This is a genomic window from Arthrobacter sp. EPSL27, from assembly GCF_001512305.1.
Taxonomy (GTDB): Bacteria; Actinomycetota; Actinomycetes; order Actinomycetales; family Micrococcaceae; genus Arthrobacter.
Genome location: NZ_LNUT01000001.1, coordinates 88049 through 109885 on the forward strand (window position 1 = coordinate 88049; position 21837 = coordinate 109885).

General features: G+C 58.7%; 10 protein-coding genes and 3 pseudogenes. 6 read left to right on the forward strand and 7 right to left on the reverse strand.

Annotated features, from left to right (window positions below; all coding sequences use genetic code 11):
* Nucleotides 1-122: 122 nt before the first annotated feature.
* Together istA (AR539_RS00335) and istB (AR539_RS19875) are read left to right on the forward strand one after the other, a co-directional pair.
* Nucleotides 123-1330, forward strand: a pseudogene (istA, locus tag AR539_RS00335) (IS21 family transposase).
* Between the two features lie 50 nt (nt 1331-1380).
* Nucleotides 1381-2131, forward strand: a pseudogene (gene istB, locus AR539_RS19875) (IS21-like element helper ATPase IstB).
* A gap of 558 nt (nt 2132-2689) precedes the next feature.
* Here the strand turns inward: istB (AR539_RS19875) and AR539_RS19230 are convergent.
* Entirely contained in the window at nt 2690-2902 is a 213-nt protein-coding gene (locus AR539_RS19230) for a hypothetical protein (protein ID WP_157360878.1), read from the reverse strand.
* Nucleotides 2903-3243: 341 nt separating this feature from the next.
* Here AR539_RS19230 and AR539_RS00340 point away from each other — a divergent pair, with 341 nt between their 5' ends.
* Entirely contained in the window at nt 3244-4200 is a 957-nt protein-coding gene (locus tag AR539_RS00340) for a glycosyltransferase family 2 protein (RefSeq protein ID WP_082699116.1), read from the forward strand.
* A 607-nt stretch (nt 4201-4807) separates the two neighbouring features.
* Here the strand turns inward: AR539_RS00340 and AR539_RS18815 are convergent.
* Nucleotides 4808-6373, reverse strand: a complete 1566-nt coding sequence (locus AR539_RS18815) for a glycosyltransferase (protein WP_082699117.1) — start codon at nt 6371-6373, stop codon at nt 4808-4810.
* Between the two features lie 144 nt (nt 6374-6517).
* Here AR539_RS18815 and AR539_RS18820 point away from each other — a divergent pair, with 144 nt between their 5' ends.
* Nucleotides 6518-8887, forward strand: coding sequence for a CDP-glycerol glycerophosphotransferase family protein (locus tag AR539_RS18820; RefSeq protein ID WP_082699118.1), 2370 nt, complete (start codon nt 6518-6520; stop codon nt 8885-8887).
* A 110-nt stretch (nt 8888-8997) separates the two neighbouring features.
* Here AR539_RS18820 and AR539_RS19840 read toward each other — a convergent pair.
* Nucleotides 8998-9834 (reverse strand): annotated as a pseudogene (locus tag AR539_RS19840) (IS21 family transposase); the annotation flags it as partial.
* A gap of 510 nt (nt 9835-10344) precedes the next feature.
* Here AR539_RS19840 and istA (AR539_RS00355) point away from each other — a divergent pair.
* Both istA (AR539_RS00355) and istB (AR539_RS00360) read left to right on the forward strand, forming a co-directional pair.
* A complete protein-coding gene (gene istA / locus AR539_RS00355; protein ID WP_066431139.1) occupies nt 10345-11580 on the forward strand; it encodes an IS21 family transposase in 1236 nt (411 codons plus the stop codon).
* A complete protein-coding gene (gene istB / locus AR539_RS00360; RefSeq protein ID WP_066431142.1) occupies nt 11577-12335 on the forward strand; it encodes an IS21-like element helper ATPase IstB in 759 nt (252 codons plus the stop codon). Before istA (AR539_RS00355) ends, istB (AR539_RS00360) begins: the two co-directional genes overlap by 4 nt.
* A gap of 416 nt (nt 12336-12751) precedes the next feature.
* On the opposite strand, the gene AR539_RS00365 is transcribed toward istB (AR539_RS00360), so the two are convergent.
* The 4 genes from AR539_RS00365 to AR539_RS18830 all read right to left on the reverse strand — a co-directional run bounded on the left by AR539_RS00365 (nt 12752) and on the right by AR539_RS18830 (nt 21726).
* The gene (locus AR539_RS00365; protein WP_066431144.1) at nt 12752-14668 is read right to left on the reverse strand and encodes an endonuclease/exonuclease/phosphatase family protein; all 1917 of its coding nucleotides are present in this window, start codon (nt 14666-14668) and stop codon (nt 12752-12754) included.
* A gap of 265 nt (nt 14669-14933) precedes the next feature.
* A complete protein-coding gene (locus AR539_RS00370; RefSeq protein ID WP_066431150.1) occupies nt 14934-16007 on the reverse strand; it encodes a DDE-type integrase/transposase/recombinase in 1074 nt (357 codons plus the stop codon).
* A gap of 743 nt (nt 16008-16750) precedes the next feature.
* On the reverse strand, nt 16751-17800 hold the full coding sequence (locus AR539_RS19235; RefSeq protein ID WP_157360879.1) for an XcbB/CpsF family capsular polysaccharide biosynthesis protein: 1050 nt from the start codon (nt 17798-17800) through the stop codon (nt 16751-16753).
* A gap of 26 nt (nt 17801-17826) precedes the next feature.
* Nucleotides 17827-21726 carry a CDP-glycerol glycerophosphotransferase family protein gene (locus tag AR539_RS18830; protein ID WP_082699120.1) on the reverse strand — a complete coding sequence of 1300 codons (3900 nt, stop codon included), beginning with the start codon at nt 21724-21726 and terminating at the stop codon, nt 17827-17829.
* Nucleotides 21727-21837: the final 111 nt, after the last annotated feature.

Genomic DNA, 21837 nt, shown 5'->3' on the forward strand with positions numbered 1-21837 from the left:
AGGAACGGCGCCACAGGAACGAAGGTGACGGGTCCGACGCTAGGCAGGCTCGCGGCGATCTTGGTGCCGGTGCCGGTCGACAACTGAGCCACCTGTTCCAAACGATTGGGTGGGTGATCACAGTGGAGGATTGGGCGCTTACTCGGCGGTTGCATCTTGCCGAGGGTGAATCGATGAGGTCGATATCGGCACGGCTGGGTATTTCCCGGAACACCGTTGCGAAAGCGGTCAGGGCTGACGGGCCGCCCACATATGTCCGGGCGCCGCAGGACTGCGGGATCAAGGCCGTGGAACCAGCCATTCGGACGTTTCTGATGGAGAACCCGCGGATGCCGGCGACGGTTCTGGCGGAGCGTGTGGGCTGGGCCGGATCTCCGGCCTGGTTCAGGGAGAACGTGGCCAGGTTCCGGCCGGAGTATGCCCCGGCGGATCCTGCTGATCGGAGCAGTTACGAACCCGGCGACCAGGCACAGTGCGACCTGTGGTTCCCCGAGGTGCGGATACCTATCGGTGGTGGCAAGCCCCGGCTCCTGCCGGTGTGGGTGATGGTTTCCCCGCATTCGCGATTCATCATGGCTCGGATGATCCCGTCCCGGATGACCGGGGACCTGCTGGCCGGGATGTGGGAGCTGCTCGGATCCCTCGGCGCGGTTCCGCGGCGGCTGATCTGGGACAACGAGACCGGCATCTGACGGCGGAACAGCGACACCGCCGGCGTCGCGGCGTTCGCCGGGGTCCTCGCCACCGGGATCGTGCAGGTCAAACCCTACGACCCGGAGAGCAAGGGAATGGTGGAGCGAACCAACCAGTTCCTGGAAATCTCCTTCCTGCCCGGCCGGACCTTCACCTCACCGTAGGACTTCAACGCCCAGCTCGGCCAGTGGCTGCCCAAAGCTAACTCCCGGCTGGTCCGGCCGACCGGCGCCCGACCCACCGAGCTGCCCGCTCAGGACAAACAAGCCACGCTGGCGCTCCCGCCTGTTCCGCCCGTAACCGGATTCGCCACGCGGGTCCGGCTCCCGCGGGACTACTACGTCCGGATGGGATCCAACGACTACTCCGTGCACCCGCAGGCGATTGGAAGGTTCGTCAATGTCACCGCTGTCCTGGAAACCGTCACCATCAGCCTCGAAGGGCGGTGCGTCAGAAGGCACTCCCGGTCCTGGGGCACGGGCCATACGATCACCGACCCGGACCACGTCGAGGCCACCCGGACCCTGAGGAAAGCCTTCCAGAACCCGTCACCTGCCGGGGACAATGCCGGCTGCGGGACCTGGCGGACTACGACCGGGCGTTCGGGGTCGTTCTTGATGACGGGCAGGTCGCCTGATGACCGAAGCGAAGGAAACCGCCGGCCAGATCTAGTACTACTCCCGGGCGATGAAGGCACCACGGATCCGCGAAGCCGCGGCCAGGCTTGCAGACCAGGCCCGCGACGGGGGCTGGTCCCATCAGAAATACCTCGCTGCGGTCCTCTCCCGGGAAGTCCCCGCAAGGGAACCCTCCGGAGCTGAATCCTGTGCCCGGGCCGCCGGCCTCCCCGCCCGAAAATCACTCGATGACTTCAGCGTCGACCACCAGCCCGGCCTCAAACGCGACACGATCGCGCACCTGGCCACCGGCGCGTTCCTCACCGAAGCATCCAACATCGTCCTGCTCGGCCCGACCGGTACCGGCAAAACCCACCTCGCGACCGGGCTGGTGTTAATAGCTGGGGCTGCACGCCGCCCAACTGGGCCACCGGGTCCTGTTCGCGACAGCCATCGACTGGGTCGCCCGGCTTCAAGCCGCTCACCAAAGCGGACGGCTGCCACAGGAACTGGTCCGGCTGCGCCGCAACGGGCTGATCATTTTCGACGAAGTCGGTTACATCCCGTTCGAACAAGACGCAGCGAACCTGTTCTCCCAGCTCGTCTCATCGCGCTACGAACACGCCTCGCTGATCCTGACCTCGAACCTGCCGTTCGCCCGCTGGGGAGATGTGTTCGGAGACCAAGTCGTCGCCTCGGCCATGATCGACCGCATCGTCCACCACGCCGAAGTCGTCACCCTCAAGGGCAGTAGCTACCGTCTCAAACACACCCGCACGGACTCCCTGCCCTCGACACGACCGGAAAATCAGGCAGAATGACTAACGTCAACATGGCTCACTTTTCAACCCACGAAAAGGCTCAATTTTCGACCATCGCTGACACTTGGTTAGGCCGACGCCGAAACGCAGTGTGATGCGGGTGGCTCTCATTAATGTGACCAGACCCCCTGCTGCTGACAGTGCGCCAAAGATTACGAATTAAGCCATGGGGATGTTGAGGATTTGCTGGGCGAAAAATGACTTTGCCGGCGCCGCCGAACATGCTTGCGGCTTCGACCAACGCAGCCGAGATCATCAAGAGCGAATCAAGGGATGGCTCAAGGTGTAGCTAAGGCCACGGCGTGCCTCGGTCCAGAACCTGTCCGAGGATTCTGCTCGGGGAGGGTCGATCTTGTGGGAGTCTACCGGTCGTTGCAACACTTGAGTGATTGGAGTTGCGAATGGTAGATAGGAAAAGCGCGAGGAAGAGCCGGGGCGCCCTGCGAAGAGCGTTGCATGACCTCACAATGATCAGTTGATGAAACAGGGAATGGGCCATTCTGAGGCCTATCGGATCATGGCTACCAGCCGCAGTTCCGGTATCCGATGGCGGCACGGCTACACGGTGGTTCTGAAGTCCGTGGAGATCAAGAAGTACGCTCCCATTTCCATCAAACGCTGGCCGTGATCTCCGCCCGACTTCTTTCGCAGGCGGAACGGATTACGTTCGCGGATCTGTTGCATGCCCGGCGCAGCATCCGCGGGATCGCAATTCAGCGGACCGCAACGATCGCCGGCAATCTGGAGCTGCGGGAGTTCGTTCGCGAACACTTGTAACAACGCTGGAGCCCCAGGAAGATCAGGAATCGTCTACGCGCTACGGTCTCGGGCCAACCGGAAATGCACATCTTGCCTGAGACCGCCTATCAGGCCCTGTATAGGCGCGGAAGCCAGCGAGTCACTTCGAGTGCGATACCCAACTGGCCTCTGATGCTGTGTCGACGCCAGGAAGTCGACGGCACGGTAAATAGACTTCCGGCTTGTCCGGCGTCGTGCCTCTTACTTGGTACCATGACCCAGGTGTGTTGTGCGGGTGCTCATCGTCGCGATGAGCATTGGCTGCTTTTCCATTCGGGAGGGAGGTAGAACACAACTGTCGATTGGCTGTTAAAATGGAGTTCGGAGTAAAAATGCAGACAGTTAGTTTGACTATGGTCAAGAACGAAGAAGACATCATTGAAACTTTTGTTCGATACAACCTCAAGTCAATCGACCACATGTTCATTGCTGACAACTTATCCACCGACGGTACCCTTGATATTCTGAAGGCACTAAAGGGCGAGGGGCTGCCGATCACGATTACGACCGACGATGATCCGGCGTATAAACAAAACTCAAAAATAACCGCTATGTACAGGAAATCGTTTCAGCAGAACGACTTTGAGTACGTGTTCCTGCTGGATGCCGATGAGTTCCTTGAACTTGATCGCGAAGTGATGATCTCGCTCGAGGAGTCCCACGGCAGTGGAGCAGCTTATTACGTGCCACGCATCGGGTACATGTATGCCGGTGAAGTTGAGGACAGTCCTAGAGCGTCTTTCTTTGACGTCATGTCCACAACCGACCGTGAGCCGGAGAGCGACAAAGCAATGATCTTCCATGATGCGGTGAAGTGCCGGCGATTCCGCATTGGCATCGGCAGCCACCATATTACAGACTGGTCCCAAAAAGATGGCCCCCGCGTATCAATCAAACCGGAGAAAGAGTTTGCCCTGATACGTCACTTTCCTATCCGTTCTGTCGACCAATATATGCGTAAAAGTCTGCTCGGTTGGTTTGCATTACAACTCAGAATGGCAGGGGTCAACGAGCCGAAACGTACAATAGGCTCCCACTGGAGAACGCAGTACCGTCTAATTTTGGAACAAGACTGCAAGGTGGGTCCGGCAGACGTCATCTCCAACCTGTACGGCGATCGATATGCGGAAAGGTGCGGTAAAAGGGACGCCCTCAACGTTGACTTTGAACTCAAGTATTCGCATATGATGCGCAAGCAATCGCTTGCTACTCAAATCGCACGCATGTACGAAAATTCTATTGACAAAATGTGGTCCCAGGTTCCATCATGATGTTGGATTCCTCGAACTATTAGTTCACTATGCGTCCGGTCGACACGATAGTGCTGGTCGGGCACAGTATGAATCGTTTCCCAGATGTGCGTGAATCGAATGGATATTTTTTATTGAGATGAGTCGCTTTCTCGGATGGGCTCCATCGACTGTAAAGTTGACCCTATCCAGCTCTCCAATGTCTGGAGGATTTGGATTCCCTGATGAGCGTCTTGGCGGCTTCCGGACGGCACTGGTGATGGGGATAATCGAATTTTCGAGTGATCCTGGTGCTGTTAATCGCCCTCCTCCATCTCTGAGGCTGCCCTGTGGTTATTTTCATTTTGCCGGGGCCTTGGGCTTGAAAGCGCAGAATAATAGTTCAGGGCAACGTCGTTGAATGATGCCTGGCGCGCGGTCTGATCGGTGCCCGGCGGGACTCACGCAGCCGGCAGCGGATCCGCAGCACTCCTGTAATCGGACCGATGGACGTCATCAGTTCGGGCATCGGTATTTCTGCGATGAACTATGTTGCCCGGGGAGATTATTCGGTATCACCGTCGAGGCCCTAATGGATACTGGCCCGCTCCACGCGGCGGTTGCGAGCCCGCGATCCGACCACCATCGGTCAGCCCTGCCGTGCTCCGTCTGCAGCTGACAGCGTGGAAAGCCAGCCCCGCCGCCAAGCATCTTTGTCAAAGCTGGCTGCCGTGGACGCAACCCCTTCGCGAAGGGACGATTTCAGACCGGAATCCTGCAGATACTCGATCATAGAGTTAGCGAGGCCGTCGATGTCGCCCTGGGTGATAAGCAGACCGTTGTGGCGATGCCGGACGACATCACGGGGGCCATAGATCACATCATAGGAGATGACAGGTGTTCCGCACGCGAAGCTCTCGGTGAGTACGAGCCCGAAGCCCTCATAACGGGACGTCAGTACGGAACATTCAGCAGCGGCGAACTGTCGCAGGGGTTCACGTGTCTGGCCTTCAAGTGTGACTATGTTCTCTAACTTGCAGTCGGCTATAACGCGTCGCAGTGTAGACTCGGCAGATCCGATCCCGAAAATCTTGTACCTCGCCCCTGGAAATTCCCGGTGCACTTTCTCAAAGGCCTTGATGGCTTGGTCGATTTGCTTGTCGTCGTCGAGTCGCGCCACGGTCACAAACTGTTGCTCCACGCGCTTCACTATTCGTTGCATAGCGGCCCCGGCTTCCAATGGAGCGGCGTGCGGGACGACCATCGTACGTTCAGGCCTGCAGCCCGTGTCCTTGAGAAAGTCCAGCCGCTGGGCTTCGGTAAAGAATATGAACAGGCCAACGTTGTTCATAAACTCTAGGTGATGTTTCATCCATTGTTTTAACCCGTCAGAGTTGTCCATGTTATTTTTGTAATGCGTAGTGTGGATCGAATTCACGTGAAACACATTCGGGGACGAAATAGACAATGCGAAGCTTGTGCGGGGCTGGTCTGTGAAAAGCACTGTGGGCCCGTATGTCTCAAGCTTTGACGCTAGCCAAACGCTGTTGGCGTGGCGCATGTCCGTGTGTAGCACTGGCTCAGCGGCCGTGTTCTCGACCGTGCGGTACTCGTAGCCAGCTTTGTTCACCCACGTCGAAGCGTACGGACGCTCGTCGATTCCTATGTAGACCCTATAACGGACGTGTCCTTCGTCATCATAGTAGTCTCGTCGACAAATGGATCCACCAGGCCCAGCGGTGTCCCGGTAAATGCGAAGCCACGGCCGATCTTTATCGTGCGTGTCAACGTACTCCAGTTGACCGCTGGCCCCCCTGGCCGCTAATCCTACGAAAGCTCCGGAACGGAAATATCGTTGGACACGCCGGATATCAGAACCTTCCTGCACGGACTGAAACGACGGGCTGGATTCCCAACTTAAGTGATCAAACGATACTTTCTCGTTTGGTGAACGATTTATGCTGCCCAGATCCTGGTGAAAGTTCACCAGTTCCGTGTGCGCTGGCAGTACGCCTGCTTGTTTGAGGTCGGAGAAGAGCAGTTCCACATTGGGTTCAAATGCGACTGTAACTAGAATCGCTTTTCTTTCCGCTGCGACCTCACGGAACCTGTCAAACACTGAGCGAGTGAGGCCGCCGCCGTCTTCACCCAGGCTATCGATGACTTGCACTATCGCTCGGCGGCCACCTGGCTCGCAATCCGTTGAATCTGTCATGGTGGCAATCCTATTCTCATGGGGCTCGATGTGCGGCCGGCGGCGAATGGCGACAGAGCTCTCGTGCACCAGAGCGCGAAGTCCGATCCACGATAGGATCTAGATCGAAGATTGAGGAACCGACCAAAGGCGAATTTTCCCACGATGAAAAACGAAGCAGCCCTGGCCCTTCCCGTGAGGGCAGAGCTCCGCGCAGCCAAATGGACGGGGGCTCGGACGTTCACCATAAAGTTGTGGGCGTACTTCTTGCCTGAGGCCTCTAAGTCAGCAACGACGCAACTCGAAGTCTGGCTGCAGGACGACGAAGGGCGCCGATCTCATGCGCTGGTTCGCAAGTATGCGGAGCCGTTGTCCAACGAGCGGAGCCTTAACCCCGTGCTTGACACCTCAACATGTGCCTTCGAAGCAGTGTTTGATTTTGAAGGCCATCTGCCAGATGCTACTGCTCAGGGCACCGTCGTAACCGCGTACGTCGCCATTTCGGACGGCAGCCAGAGGCAAGAGTCGACATTGACTCATCGCTACAGATGGGGTTCAGCCGGTGCATTGGATGCATGTGGACACAGCAACGGCGTGCAGGTGGTGCCAAGTTGGACCGAGAATGGGTTGGAGTTCAAGATTGCCCGCCGCATTGCTCTGGCTCATGCCGCCTCGTTCGCCGGGGACGAACTGAGGCTTTGGATCAAGAGCAACGGACGCTTCGCTCCGGACGTGGCGATCCTTAAGGATGACGCCGAGCGCGAGGTTCGCGCCTCTTTCTTTAACCGCGAGGGAACCTGGGTTGAAATCGCTTTCAATGTCGCAGACCTTCCGGACCTCGGACCAAACACTCGAGAAAGTTGGCGGGTTTATCTATTTTCCGGCGAAACCAGCAGGCTCGTCCACTGGTCAAATGTATCCATGGAGCACAGCCAACGTGAAGACGGGCTGCGCCTGACGAGCGGCCCGAGTGGTGTGATGCGTTTGGACCGCCTGCAGCACAATCTTGAGGCAAATGTCGTCGATTTCTACGCCCTTCCCATTCCTCATTTGACCATCTCGGGATCGTATTGGGGCGAAAAGTCGAGACCGACGGCTCTTTGCCTCGAGGGCGCACGAAGCTCCGTTTCCGCTGAGTTGGTTACCAGTGCGGGCGGGCAGTTTGTATTTTCAATTCCTCTCACGTCGCACTCGGGGACCGGTCCGATTTCTGTTGCGTCGGGTGGCTATCGGGTGGGCGTTTATTTCGGCGACGAGTCTTACGACCGTCTGCGGCCCGCGAAGGCTTTGGTAGGCGAACTGTACAAGGCCCATTATTCAGAAGACCTGAACATTCGTTTGGAACGCTCACCTGGTAATGAACTGTACATAAATGTTAGTCCGCCGATGGCCCCTTCTGAACTTGGTGAATACAATCAGCGCAAACTTCGGGCGTCGATTCGTAAAGCAGCCGAACCACTGAATGACTGCTTTTACTTTGAAAGCTGGTTTGGTAAGAATTTCTCCGACAGTCCGTTGGCACTCTTCCATGCGGCCAAGCGCCGGCTCCCTGCCGCCCAGCTTTTCGTGAGCGTAGCGGACCTTTCAGTCCCACTTCCGGAAGGGGCTACCCCGGTCGTCCGCAACAGCGCCAAGTCGTGGAAGGCGCTGGCTAAATCCAAGTATGTCATTACCAACTGCTGGGCGCCGAGCGAGTTCGAGCGCCACCCGGATCAGGTCTTCGTGCAAACTTGGCACGGAACCCCCTTGAAGTTGCTTGGATTGGACCGGCCGGGCTCAAGAGACAAGCCAAGTCGAGTGGCAAAGATCGAACGCGAAGCCAATGACTGGAGCCTACTGATTTCGCAAAACCCTCACAGTACTGAGGTTTTTCGGCGTGCTTATGGTTACGCCGGAGAAATCCTCGAATCAGGGTATCCGCGTAACGACGCCCTATTCGACGCTGACGTCCTCGGGGGGCAAGTCCGTGAAGCTCTCAAAATAGCCCCCGGGAAGACGGTCGTCCTCTATGCACCGACGTGGAGGGAGGATAAGACAGCAACTCCGGACCTTATCCAAGCAGGTGAAATGGCCAAGGAATTGGGCCCGGACTTCGTAGTCCTCCTTCGAGGGCACTCCGTTAGCCTGCGGCGCGGCCAGAATGTTGAGGCGGTCGGCGTCATAGACGTTACGTCGTTTAACGATACGTCTGGTCTTATGGCCGCGGCCGACGTTTTGGTTACGGACTATTCGTCTATCATGTTCGACTTTAGCGTCACCGAAAAACCAGTCATCTTTTTCGTTCCAGACTGGGATGTCTACACCGGATCCGGCCGGGGCGTGTATTTCGACTTATCGGTTAAGGCGCCCGGCCCCCTGTGTCATACACGCGATACAGTGATCGAAGCCCTCAGGGACCTCTCGGGGTGCCGCCGCCTGCACAAAGAGGCCTACGTAGCCTGGCGCAAGGAGTTCAATCCTTGGGACAATCCAAACTCCAGTGAAACGGTATTCTCGCGCCTCCTTGAACTCGGTCACAATCATGCCAAGAGCTAGCGTGTTCGCCGCCGAGGAGAAGCCCTTGCTGCAACCGTTGCCAGCGGTGACCTTCGAGATCAGCAGCTGGACCTACAGACGCAAATTAGGCCAGAACCGACACGTGATCTGGACAAGCACCGCTGCGGATTTGCGGCCGGCGGCCAGCGCTCCCGGGCGTTGGCCTCGTCCGTGAACGTCTGACAGGCCGCTAAGATCTCCGCGCAGGAAGCGTATTCGGTACGCAGGTTGGTGTGCTTGTGCACGATTTCTTCTTTGGCGAGCTTCACCGATGACTCTACGCCGCCCTTGGCCGCCGGATCGGCAGGCTGGCAGGTCAACACGGTCACCCTGTAATGGCGGGCGAAGTCCACCGTCTGTTTGTTGCGCACCGGGACCCGGCAACATGGGACACCCTCACGGTCTTCTCGTCATCGGTTAGAACGTAGGTCGGACGCCGTCCAGAATCCTGAAGCTGCGGTCCAGCGCGGAGAACACGCTCGGCGCCGTCCGGTCCCGCAACGCGACCACGGTCCTGAACCGGGACCACGCCAGCCAGGCGTCGCCATCCCCTCGATCACGGGTTCGTCTCCGAAATCGTACTGCAGCCACATGCCCCGTCCCCTGATCCACGGCCGGTGCGCCCGGACAAGGCCAAGACGCCAGCACGGACCTGGGCGACGGCCCGGCGGGTCGAAGCCCTCGAATCCGAGGCCCGGAGTTTGTAGTGGGCTCTTTTAGCCCGGATCTTTCCCCTTGAAGCCACGATCCATTCCTCGATTTGGGCAGGAACGCATCGGTGACCGACGCCGGAAGACCGGTTCGGGGATCGGCCGTCCTGCATCGCGGGCAGCGACGTGTCTAGCAACCATGTGGCGCGAGAAGCCAGTGAGTTCCGCGGCGGCGCGCATCGATCCGGTCAGGTCATACGCAGCGAATATTTCCCTGATTTCTCCGCCAAGCTCCACTAGGGCGTCTTTTCGGGCGACTTTGGTGCGAGCAGACACTGTCACCAAACCCCGAGGAGATGCTCCTGCCGCTCGAGCGGCAGGGTTCAGTAAGGAAGTGAGCAGATCTCGCGGCCACCGACAGGCAGTATTTATGGCCGCCAGTGGGCAGATTCTTGGCCGCCTACGGGCAGTTTTCCATGGCCGCTAAGTGAAGAGCCACTTCTGGTTTATTCGGGACCCTGGGTCGAGAACGTGGATCGGGTATGAGCAATTGAAGTCGACCACCGTTGATCTGCACACCGGCCAGGTTCACGGCGTCGTGATGGGCGGGACCAGAGGGGCGTCGGGCCATCGGCTGCGTTCCGCAAATCATTTGAGGATGTAGCTCCCGCCTACTGCTGTCGCGGTCGCTCACTTCTATACGGCCTCCCTAGGCCACCAGGCCATATCCGAGGCCCGCTGTTGACGCCAACCGAAAATAGGGCCAAGAATGCCAACTGAAAATGAGGCCACTGACCATTATGGAAGGTGATCACATTGGATGTTTGGGCGCAGATACGCCACCGATACGCGACGGAGAAGATCTCCAAGAGGGAGCTGGCTAAACAGCTGGGGGTGTCCCGGGGGACGGTGGATCGGGCGTTGGAGTCGGAGCGGCCGCCGAAGTATGAGCGGAAGTCGGCCGGTTCGAGTTTCGATGCTTACGCGCCGCAGGTGCGGGCCTTGTTGGCGGTGACGCCGACGATGCCAGCCTCAGTACTGGCCGAACGCGTCGGCTGGACGGGCTCCGCATCGTTGTTCCGGGACAAGGTCCGTGGACTCTGGCCCGAGTACGTGCCGGCGGATCCCGTGGACCGGCTGGTCCATGAACCGGGCCAGGCGATGCAGTGCGATTTGTGGTTCCCGCATGAGCCGCTGGCGTTGGGTCACGGGCAGGAGGGCAAGCCTCCGGTGCTGCTGATGACGAGCGCGTTCTCCGGATACATCCAGGCCAGGATGCTGCCGACCCGCACGACCTTTGATCTGCTGGGCGGGATGTGGTCGCTGCTGCAGGAGGCCGGTGCAGTCCCCAAGCAGCTGGTCTGGGACAACGAATCGGGGATCGGGCAGGGCCGGCTGACCGAGCCGGCGGCGGCGTTCGCCGGCGTGCTGGGCTGTGAGATCCGGCAGTTGCCGCCACGGGATCCGGAATCCAAGGGCATCGTGGAGCGGATGAACCGGTACTTCCGCCAGGGTTTCATGCCCGGCCGGACGTTCGCGTCCCCGCTGGATTTCAACGATCAGCTCGCGGACTGGCTGCCGCGGGCGAACGCCCGCTACTCCCGGAACCGGCACGGCCGCCCGGCCGAGCTCTTCGTCCAGGACCGGGAAGCGATGCGGCCGTTGACGCCGGTGGCGCCCGAGTTCGCCTTCCGCAGCAGCGTCCGGCTGCCACGGGACTACTACGTGCGGGTCTTCTCCAACGACTACTCGGTCGACCCGGGAGCGATCGGTCGGATCGTGGACGTCGAAGCGGACCTGGAAAAGGTCACGGTGAGTGCTGACGGCCGGCTGCTGGCCAGCCACGACCGCAGGTGGGCCCGGCACCAGATCTTCACCGACCCCGTTCACGTGGTCAAGGCCGCCTCCCTCCGGCGGATCCACCGCAGCGTCAAGGCCGGGCGGTCCACGGTCGTGGAGGAACGGGACCTGTCGATCTATGACGACCTGTTCGGCGTCGCCATCCCCGACGATGCCCGCGAGCTCTCCGGGGCCGGCCGGTGAACGGGGCCGTGAAGGACATCGATTACTACGCCCGCGCGCTGCGCGCCCCACGGATCGCCGACGGCTACCGGACCCTCGGAGACCGGGCACGGGAAGCAGGCTGGTCACACGAGGAATACCTCGCCGCTGTCCTCTCCCGCGAGGTCGCCGAACGCGAAGCCTCCGGGGCCGCACTTCGGATCAGGGCCGCGAGGTTCCCCGGACACAAGCTGCTGGAAGAGTTCAACTTCGACCACCAGCCCGCCGCGGACCGGAACCTCGTCGCGCATCTGGGCACCGGGGTCTTCCTGGAGGAAGCCAAGAACGTGGTCCTGCTCGGGCCGCCCGGCACCGGGAAAACCCACCTGGCGGTCGGGATCGGGATCCGGGCCGCACGCGCCGGGCACCGCGTCTTGTTCGACACCGCGACCGGGTGGGTATCGAGGCTGGCCGAAGCCCATGATCGCGGACGCCTGCCCCAGGAACTGGCCAAGCTCCGCCGCCACAAGCTGCTCATCGTTGACGAAGTCGGCTACATCCCGTTCGATCAGGACTCGGCCAACCTGTTCTTCCAGCTGGTCTCGTCCCGCTATGAACACGCCTCCCTGGTCCTTACCAGCAACCTGGCCTTCAGTAGGTGGGGCGAGGTCTTCAGCGACGCGACGGTGGCCTCGGCGATGATCGACAGGATCGTTCACCACGCGGAAGTCCTGAACCTCACCGGCAGCAGCTACCGGCTCCGGAACAAGACAAGAACCCAGCTTCAGGCACAATAGAACAACAACCCGTGGCCCTGTTTTCAGTCGGCAAAACTGGCCCTATTTTCGGTTGGCGTTAACACCCGCCAGCCAGGACTTGTCACGCGGCAGCTGCGGTGTGGACAAGGCCTGGCCTTGCCCACCGGAAGCTGCTCCTACGCGCACGCGACTCGGCCTCAAACCAGTCGGCCCACAGGCTGCAGGAGGTCTTAGCCGCCAAGGATGCGACCGGCAACGCACCAAGCTGCGTGGATGGTCAAAGAGGAGCTCAGGGCACTGGTAAGCACTGGGTGCCGACGCAGCAGCAGCGAGAGAGGATCTCAAGGACCGCACTGGGCCTATGCTTTCTGACTCACGATTCCGACGCTCTGCGCCGCTGGGCAATCTCAGCCTTGCGCCTAGCGATTGCCTGCTATCAGCTGAATCGTCAATAGCTATGGGAGGCTCACTCTAGCGAACTGCATATTGTGGTCCGATGGTATTGTGCCGATGTAGTTCCCGAGTGCGTCGATTTTTGCCACATTCTCGTAGTAGGGAATCCGCATTTTGGTCGTAAAGATATAGTCGATGTACGTTCCGCTGGCTCCCTCGACGCCCTGGCGAGCTAGGCGTTCGAAGCCATTCCAGCTGTTGACCCGTCGGTTCACAACCGTTTCCGCCGTCGCCTCGCCGCTGGGGTACCAGCTCCTAAATGTGTTGCCTAAGGGATCGACTAGCCCTTGGCTAGTGAACACGTCGTAGGGTCCGTTGGCGGGGTCCGTCCACTTACTGGAGTTCATATCACCAACTAGTACTACGGGCAGGTTGCTGGTGTTTTTGCTCTTGATGGTGTCCATAACCGCTTGAGCCTGCTGCTTCCGGATGTCGTTCGCCACGACGTCTTTGCCGACCGCCAAGTGAGCGTTGGCAAAGAACACGTTCTTTCCGGTGGAAAGCTGCGTCACCTCCGCCCAAGCCACGAAACGAGAGACGTCCGACACGGAAGCTGAAGGGAGAGCCTTCGATCCAGACCGGATCAACTTCATGGTACTCGCGTTGTAGAAGATCTTCGTCCCTGCCGAGGCGCCTTGATCTGCGTAGACGCAGTTCGCGGGGAGCCTTGAATCAACACAGTTGTTCCTGTCCGTATCGGTGAGCTTGTAGTTGGCACCCACGGATGCGAGTCGATCCCGGAGGTCTTCGAATTGTGTGTAGCCTCCTGGCCGGGGATCGTCAAGCCATGTCTGGGAGGCCTCCTGGACGCCGAGTATGTCCGGAACCTTCGATAGGATTGTCTGAACCACAGCGTCCCGTCGTTCCGTCCAGGGCTTTTCATCCGGCAATCCATCCATGCAGCTGAAGCATCGAACATTGAAAGAGCCAACGGACAACGGGTTCACGACTGTTGGTAGCACTGGTACAGGAGCAGTCGTTGCTTTGACAACCGGGGAATACGCAGTGATGCCCTCACCGGTGGCTGAAATGACACGGACTTGGGCGTAGTACGGCGTCGCCGGCGACAGGCCCCGCACCTCACCCGTAGTGGTCAAGGTGGTGATATAAGTAGCCGAACTCATGTCGGGTGTATTACTCAGGGCGAGCCGGTACTGAGGGGCGCTGGGAGCAGCGTCCCACGTGAATGTCAAGGTTGTCGGGCTCTGGATAATAGTTTTCAGTCCTGGTGGGGGAGGGGGCGGTGCCGTCAGGGTTTTCGCCGTCACTGCCGCCGAGTAGGCGGTGAGGTCCGTTCCGGTGGAGGTCAGGGCCTTTATCTTGACGTAGTAGGTGGTCGCGGCCGGCAGCCCGCCGTAGCCGCCGGTGGTGCCGGATGCAATATTTCGGTAGAAGGGCGCGCTCATGTCTGGTTTGGTCGAGTACATGAGTCGGTATCCGACGGCTGCCGTGACAGGGTTCCAGGTCATGTGCAGGTAGGTCGATGTGGTCTGGGCGGTCGCTTTCAGACCCGTGGGCGGTGCGGGCTGTGAGGTCAGGGTTTTCGCCGTCACTGCCGCCGAGTAGGCGGTGAGGTCCGTTCCGGTGGAGGTCAGGGCCTTTATCTTGACGTAGTAGGTGGTCGCGGCCGGCAGCCCGCCGTAGCCGCCGGTGGTGCCGGATGCAATATTTCGGTAGAAGGGCGCGCTCATGTCTGGTTTGGTCGAGTACATGAGTCGGTATCCGACGGCTGCCGTGACAGGGTTCCAGGTCATGTGCAGGTAGGTCGACGTGGTCTGGGCGGTCGCTTTCAGGCCCGTGGGCGGTGCGGATGCGGCGACCGCGCCCTGCGCGCCCATACCTAGTACAAGCACCAGTGCTAGGAGGATCGCTGAGGCACCCAATTCTGGGCGCCGAATTGTCCGCAACCACTTCAACATGTGAGACCTTCCATCGAAACAACAATGCTGCCGTGAGACGCCCATCATCCTTGCAGGGGGTTGATTTAGATTTCTCAGTGCATCAAGTAGTAGATCACATGGATGAGCGGCGTTAAGCTGCTTCAGGCGAAGGTTTTACGCAGTTTTGGGACCCTTCGTAGATGAAGTGGTCAGGGCCGTCTAAGTCTGCTGCCGTGGGGCCTCGAACTTTTCCGGCGCGGAGGGGTATGGAGGAAAGATGTCAAGCCCGCTCTAGACTGAGCGATCAACCAGCCAAAATCCAGGATCTACTGCGACTTGACTCGCTCTGCTGAGGTGCCTTACGGAACGCTGATAGCGGAATTAGTGTCGATTTTTCGAGCTGCAAGTCTGGCCCTTTGATGACCGTAGTAGACCTCGTTGCGCCGGTCCGGCCTTGACGCTGCGGTGGATCCGCCGGAGGGAGGCGGCCTTGTCCACGTGGACGGGGTCGGTGAAGATCTGGTGGCTTGCCCACCGGCCTTCGCATCGCTCTTCGGTCCCGGACGATGAGCTCGGCCGGGCGGCCCTGCCGGGTCCGGGAATAGCGGGCGTTCGCCCGCGGCAGCCAGTCCGCGAGTTGGGCGTGGAAATCCAGTGGGGACGCGAACGCCCGGCCCGGCATAAAGTGCTGCCGGAAGTACCGGTTCATCCGTTCGACCATGCCCGGGGCTTGCGGGTCCCGCGGCGGCAGCTGCCGGATTTCACAGCCCAGCACCCCTGCGAATGCAGCCGCCGGCTCGGTCAGCAGACCCTGCCCGATCCCGGACTCGTTGTCCCAAACCAGCTGGTTCGGGACCGCGCCGGCTTCCTGCAGCAGAGACCAAATGCCGCCCAGCAGATCAAAGGTCGTGCGGGTCGGAAGAATCCTGTCCTGGATGTAGCCGGAGAACGCGCTCATCATCACCGGCACCGGAGGCTTGCCCTCCTGCCCATGCCCCAGCGGCAGCGGCTCGAGCAGGAACCACAAATCGCACTGCATCGCCTGGCCCGGTTCATGGACCAGCCGGTCCACCGGATCAGCCGGCAAATACTCGGGCCGGATCGCCCGGATTACATCCCGGAAGTACGACGCGGACCCTGCCCAACCGGTCCGCTCGGCCAGCACCGAGGCCGGCATCGTCGGCGTCTGCACCAACAAGGCCCGCACCCGCGGCGTGTAAGCATCAAAACTCGACCCGGTCGGCTTCCGCTCGTACTTCGGCGGCCGGTCTGCCTCGAACGGCCGGTCAACCGTGCCCCGGGACCCCCGAGCTGTTTCGCCAGCGCCCTCTTGGAGATTTTCTCCGTCGCGTATCGGTGGCGTATCTGCGCCAAACATCCAATGTGATCACCTTCCATAATGGTCAGTGGCCCCATTTTCAGCTGGCCTTTCTGGCCCTATTTTCGGTTGGCGCCAACATTTTACGATTGACGTGCCCCCGGCTCGTGATTTTCCCGCGTTGGTGGTGTATAGATGCGCTAGCAATTCGTGCGGAGGGCGAGAACCCTTCGGCTGCGCTGTACTCCCAGCATACGTCGGCGCGTCTTGACGAGGGGGCATGTCCGTGTTGGCCGCCAGGGCACTGAAACCGATCGAGGTTTGTGTGTTCCCCGATCCGACTGCCAGATCGCCGACGGCTCTACTTGGGCTTCGCAGCCGGGTCCTTGAACCCGTTGGCGACGTGTTCGGTGCGCATGTGGCCCGCGGTCGACCAGCCGCCGCCCCTCCTAAACCGGCCGTCCATATCGGTCCGGCCAGGCCCGGCGTGATCGATGGTCGGGGGCAGGCGGCATCGGGGGCCTGCGACGTCCGCAGCAACCGGAAAGCCGGGAACTGCAAGTCGATTAACTACAGGAGAAGTGCCGTCAGGATAGCGGCCTGGTACTCATCCGGATATCCAAGTCTTCACTGACATTTAAGAACCACTAAAACACTTATATTTTGTTAAGCACCCGCCAGAACGGTGGCTTGAACCTTGTCCGTGGGGCTCGCCCCGAACTGCGATGAGCCACAATCGGAATGCCCGGACAACAAGATACTAGATCGATAGTTAGGCACGAAGCTCGCCGATCGACGTGGGGCTAATCGATCTGGTTCATTCCAGAGCGCAGCGGAACGCCATAAAGATGCATGTTCATGAGCATAGTTGCCGTATTGACTGTTCGCGGGCCCACATCGGGGTGGTCCTTGATCTGAGAATGTCGGGAATTGAAAAACGAAATGCGGTCCGTCAGCGAACTCACGAGAATGTCCGAGATGTACGGGAACTGCGGTGAGAAATCAGAGCAAATAACTGACCATCGACTGTACTCGCCTGCGTTGGGAAGGGTACCGTCAAAGACCTCGTGGATCAGACGTCGGAAAACGGTTTGCTTTGTTGAAGGAAATATGCCATTCGCTGTGAAATGAGAATCCCCATAGCGTTCCTCATAATAGACGTCGGAAACAATAGGGTCTACGGCCACGCAACGGTATCCGCCCCTGAGTGCATGGTATAAAGCGCCTGTACCACCTTTAGAAACTCCATATAGCACTACCGAATCGTGGCCTATTCTGTGTAATTTTGTCACCGACGACAGAAGTCGTTGGATTGCCATGACGTTGTCTCGCAAATAAGTAGTGTTGAGATAAAAGGAACCCGCTACGCCGCCAAGGTCCGCGATTCGGAGAACAGCAGCATCACTCGGTAAGTATTTTTGTATAGTCGGAAAGTTTTGCATGAAATGCCGCGTAAGACTGGTTGTGTACATATCTTCATGAATAGAAGAAAATACAACAATCAGACGCTTCGGCAGCGCTCCGGCCAAGGGCGGGGTATATGTGTAGACAACCCCCTCTTCAGTAACGCTGTATTCACCGTCTTTCACTTTCAACCACAAATCAGGGATAGAATCGTACCTTACGAGTCGTGTGACATTCTCCCTGGTGAGGTAAGCGTGAAATCCAGAGTTCGTGAGCCCTACTAAAGTAGACCTAGCCGCGGGGATTTTTCTCGCCAGGCGGATAAGGTTCATGTCTTCCGACGAACCTTCCGCGAGGGTCACGTGGACATACTTCGTAGTGCTACTCAGCTGGCTCGCAGTGTCTTCCCACGGATTGTTGTAGGGGATTTGGATGACGGCGTCGCTCATGATGGTTCCAATTCCTTAAGTTCAGGCTATCCCGTAGGAGTCGCCAGGGTCGACGGAGCGCTGTAGGCCGCTGATAGGCTGCGTTCGTCGCCGCTGGGAAGCGCGGACGCCAGGAACTGTGCGTGCGCTTCTTGCTGGTAGACCGATGTATGGAAGCTGCGTTGAGGGATCGAGCCGGTAAGAAACCGATGCAGCCCTGACACAAGGCCGGATACGGAATTCTCGACAAGAAGTCCGTATCCGTCCTGGAGGACATACTTTGCCCCAATAATTTCCGTGGAAATAATGGGCTTTCCGAGCGTCAGAGCTTCCAAGAGGACCATCGGTTGTCCTTCGTGGTTGGATGACAACACAAAGCAATCGGCGCGAGATAGAGCCGGAAATGGGTTGCTGCGTAAGCCAGCAAGGAAGATATGCCCCGTCAAATCGAGGTCAGCTATTAGCCGGCTCAGTGCTGGCCTGAGCGGTCCGTCTCCCAGAATCAACAGGCGACTTGTAGGGCTGTAATTGAGGAACTCGTGGAAGGCGCGTATCAGTTTCTCATGATCCTTTTCCGGAGACATCCGGCCCATGGTAATGAAGGTCTTGAAATCTGGCGAGAACCAATCCAGCAAATCTGGATCCAGGTCTTCCCCTGCCAGCTCTAAAGTTGCCTTCGGGTCTATTTGGTTCACGGCGTGCCTGAACCTTTCGTCAGGCAGAGACAGCAATGATCCTAGGTGATCGCGGTTCTCTTCGCTGATGACTTCGGAGACCGAAACAAGAGCATCGAAGGAAGGATAGGTGCGGAATATCGCCTCAAGGTGCGGAAATCTTCCCAGCCACTCACTGCGCATGTCGTTATGCAAGAACGCTACCTTGCGGGACGATTTGGGTGCGGCCGCTAGAAGCGCGGTCCAGAAAGTAGAGTAACCTTCGAATTCTATCGACGAGGTAAATTCGTGTGCCCCGAAAATCCTGACAAACTCCCTCCTAAATGCACGCCTGTAGACATTCATTTGGGCTTCGTTTGTCAGAGCCCTATGCCTGTTCATGCGGTCGACGATCCACTTTTCTTCGGGAGTGAACAGCTGCCTTCCCACTCTGCCTATGACTCGAACGCTAGCGGGCATTTCACGGAATTTTTCAAGCCTTCCGCTATTAGCAGCCGTTTCATCGACGGGAACAACGACTGTGACGTCGTATTCATCTGGATCAATGGATTTTAAGAGGTTAAGAAGTGAGGACGTGATGCCGTTGGGAATAAAGCTGTGGTGGAAAAGAAGTGACTTCTTCACTGACCTACACGGCAGTTGATGGGAGTCATCGTTGAAAAAGAAGAAATCGACAGCGCGTTTCGATGCCTGGCCGTCTTCATAGGGGCAATACTCCTCTACAAGACGAGTGTGAAGGGCGCCCTGGTGGCGGCTGGATATTTCCTGAGAAATGATCGCGATGAGCTCATCGATTGTCTTGGCGGTCGGCAGGCCCATCGAACTCGGATCTACGTAGAGGCCGCGCTCGTTTCTGTACTCCTCGAGGTCGTATGTATACATTGCCACTGGCTTTCCAGTGGGAAGAAAATCGAAGACAATGCTCGAATAGTCCGTGATAAGAACATCCACGACCGCCAGAAGCTCGTTTGTCTCTATGGAGTCCGGAGCGATCGTTACTCCAAGGTCCATTCCCGCCAAGAGCTCTTGTGTCCTGTGGTGGGCGCGGAAGACTATGTTGCAGCTGAGTTCACCCAGCCTGGCCAGATCGGATGTCAGGCGTTCCAAATCGAAATGTGTGCTAGTCAATCCGCCACGCCATGTGGGGGCATAAAGGACTACGGGCCGCGTGTCAGACTCTTTAATGCCCAACAATGTCAGCACGTTAGCTCGGGATGAAGTAGTGGCATTGAGCGTCCGGTCGACTCTTGGGTACCCGGTGAGCGCAATCTTGCCAGTCATCATCGAATCCACATCATAGCGCTGCGTAAGCACATCTGCGGTGAACCGATTCGGCGCGAGCACATGCGTTGTATGCAGCAAGTTGCGCGCCACGTTCTTGTGTTCTAAGAACCCAGTTCCAATGTCTTTGCCGAGAGTTTTTAGGGGCGTGCCATGCCAGGTGTTTAGGTAGTGTTGCCCCGGTCGAGCTGCAAAATAATCCGGGAATGTGACGTTATTGACGAGGTACTTTACAGTTGCCAGATGCCGTCGGTATGCGGCGCTATTGCGTCTAATGATTGCAACGTTTCGGTGTGTCCTGACCGCGACTGGGATGTGGGCGTCGTCATTTGCGACCCAAACGTGAAGAAAATGATCGAACTCCCGGCGCCGGCCGACCTCTTCGAAGATCGCTAACGGATTGCAGCTGATGGAATCGCCGTGGAAGCTTTCGTAGAGAATAGCATCATCTCTGAGTGGCAGGTTCTCACGCCATGACGTGTAATACATTACGTCGCGGAGCCCTTTGTCCTTTCTGTATGCAGTTGTATCGATCCCGTGTGCATCATCAAAAACTCTGCTCATGCGAAAACTTGACGCACCAAGTGCGTACTCGTTAGCGAGCGTTAGGGCCCTGCCAAGCCGGTAGTACCAATCTGCCTTCACTTCATTGCTCCGGTCGATCGCTGCCTGATAGGCGGCTGACGCTTGCCTGTAAAGGCCCAATGACTCGGCCGTCTCGGCTACGTTGAAGCTAGCGTGCGGGGAGGGATTGCGAAAGGCAGATTCCAACGCCTGGTTGATGTGTCTCTCTGCATATGCCGAATGTTCATGATGAGCACCTTGGCGCGTGCCGGCGATGGGGAGATCAGGCTGTGCCTTCAGGTGCGCTCGGCACGCTTCCTCGTAGTGTTCGGCACGCTCAAGCACGAAGCCGCAACGGTAGGCCCAGTATGGTGAAGGTTTTGCGCTGGCGTCCATGCCATATGAATAAGCCTCGGCGGCATCATGCCACCGTTCCAAACGTTCGAGAACGAAGCCGTAACGGTAGTGCCACGTAGCCTCCGTCGGGTCCATTGCCGTGGCCTGCTGGTACATTTCTGCTGACAACTCCCACTCGTAGCACCGTTCGAGCGCGAGAGCCGTTCGGTACGCCAGAGCCGCATTGTGTGGCTGTCGACTAAGTTCCTCTCGATAGGCGCTGGATGCTCCAGCCCAGTCTCCGCGTTGTTGGTAGAAGACTCCGACTCCGTGGACGGCGGCCTGGAGCTTCGTGTCCAGCTTTACGGCTGAAGCGAAAAGCTGGGATGCGGCGGCGACGTCACCAGCCTGCAACCTGCAGGCGCCTTCCCTGAAGTGAATCTCAGCGCTGGCCTGGTCAATGCGGTTAGCAGCGCAGAATGCATCCGCAGCCTTGTCGAAACGGTTCATGGCTTCAAGAGCGTCGCCCAAGCGAACGTGCCACGAGGCACTCGCGCCGTGGAGGGGGAGTCCCGCTTCCAGGACTTCGATTTCTTGCCAGCGCTGACCGGCGCGCTTGTGCTCGGCAGCAAGAGCGGAGTGATCTACCGTCGGAGTCAAGTTAAGGCCGGGCATAGGAGCGGAGATTGCAGACCCCTCAGCTATGCCGCTCGGGGTGGCGCTTATCCTCGCGGCGGCTTGACCAAAGGTTTCAGATTCAGCCCGTTGTAGCGTGGCGTTGACAAATGGGGTCCGCAGATCGGAAGGTAAGAACTCGCTGCCAGCCGGGACCGTCCCGCCGCTCCGTAATTCCGTCAGGCAGTCCTTCCAACCAATATTGTCAGGCTCAATTGTAAGGGCCTGCTCGATCAGCAGTTCAGCTTCGCGCAGCGCTCCGAGGTGAAACTGGGCAAGACCGTAGTGAAAAACGACAGCCCCGTCGTCGTCATGCCCGTTGTGATACAGGTTTCGGTAGCCTTCGAGGGCAGCTGGCCAATCGCCAACACTTTCGAAATGGCGCGCGGCAACAAACGCAGCTTCCCAAGTGCTCATTAGATACAAATCTCCGTAGCGGTTTCAGCGGTGTCAGTGGGCTGTGGATAGGTCAGGCCCGGCCCGTCCGTGTGGCCGGCTTCGCCAGCCACACGGATTTGTTCAGCTTCG

Coding starts and splice junctions, on each gene's coding strand:
- AR539_RS00340 (WP_082699116.1), top strand. CDS start 3,244: ATGGAGTTCGGAGTAAAAATGCAGACAGTTAGTTTGACTATGGTCAAG.
- AR539_RS18815 (WP_082699117.1), bottom strand. CDS start 6,373: ATGACAGATTCAACGGATTGCGAGCCAGGTGGCCGCCGAGCGATAGTG.
- AR539_RS18820 (WP_082699118.1), top strand. CDS start 6,518: ATGAAAAACGAAGCAGCCCTGGCCCTTCCCGTGAGGGCAGAGCTCCGC.
- AR539_RS00365 (WP_066431144.1), bottom strand. CDS start 14,668: ATGTTGAAGTGGTTGCGGACAATTCGGCGCCCAGAATTGGGTGCCTCA.
- AR539_RS00370 (WP_066431150.1), bottom strand. CDS start 16,007: ATGTTTGGCGCAGATACGCCACCGATACGCGACGGAGAAAATCTCCAA.
- AR539_RS19235 (WP_157360879.1), bottom strand. CDS start 17,800: ATGAGCGACGCCGTCATCCAAATCCCCTACAACAATCCGTGGGAAGAC.
- AR539_RS18830 (WP_082699120.1), bottom strand. CDS start 21,726: ATGAGCACTTGGGAAGCTGCGTTTGTTGCCGCGCGCCATTTCGAAAGT.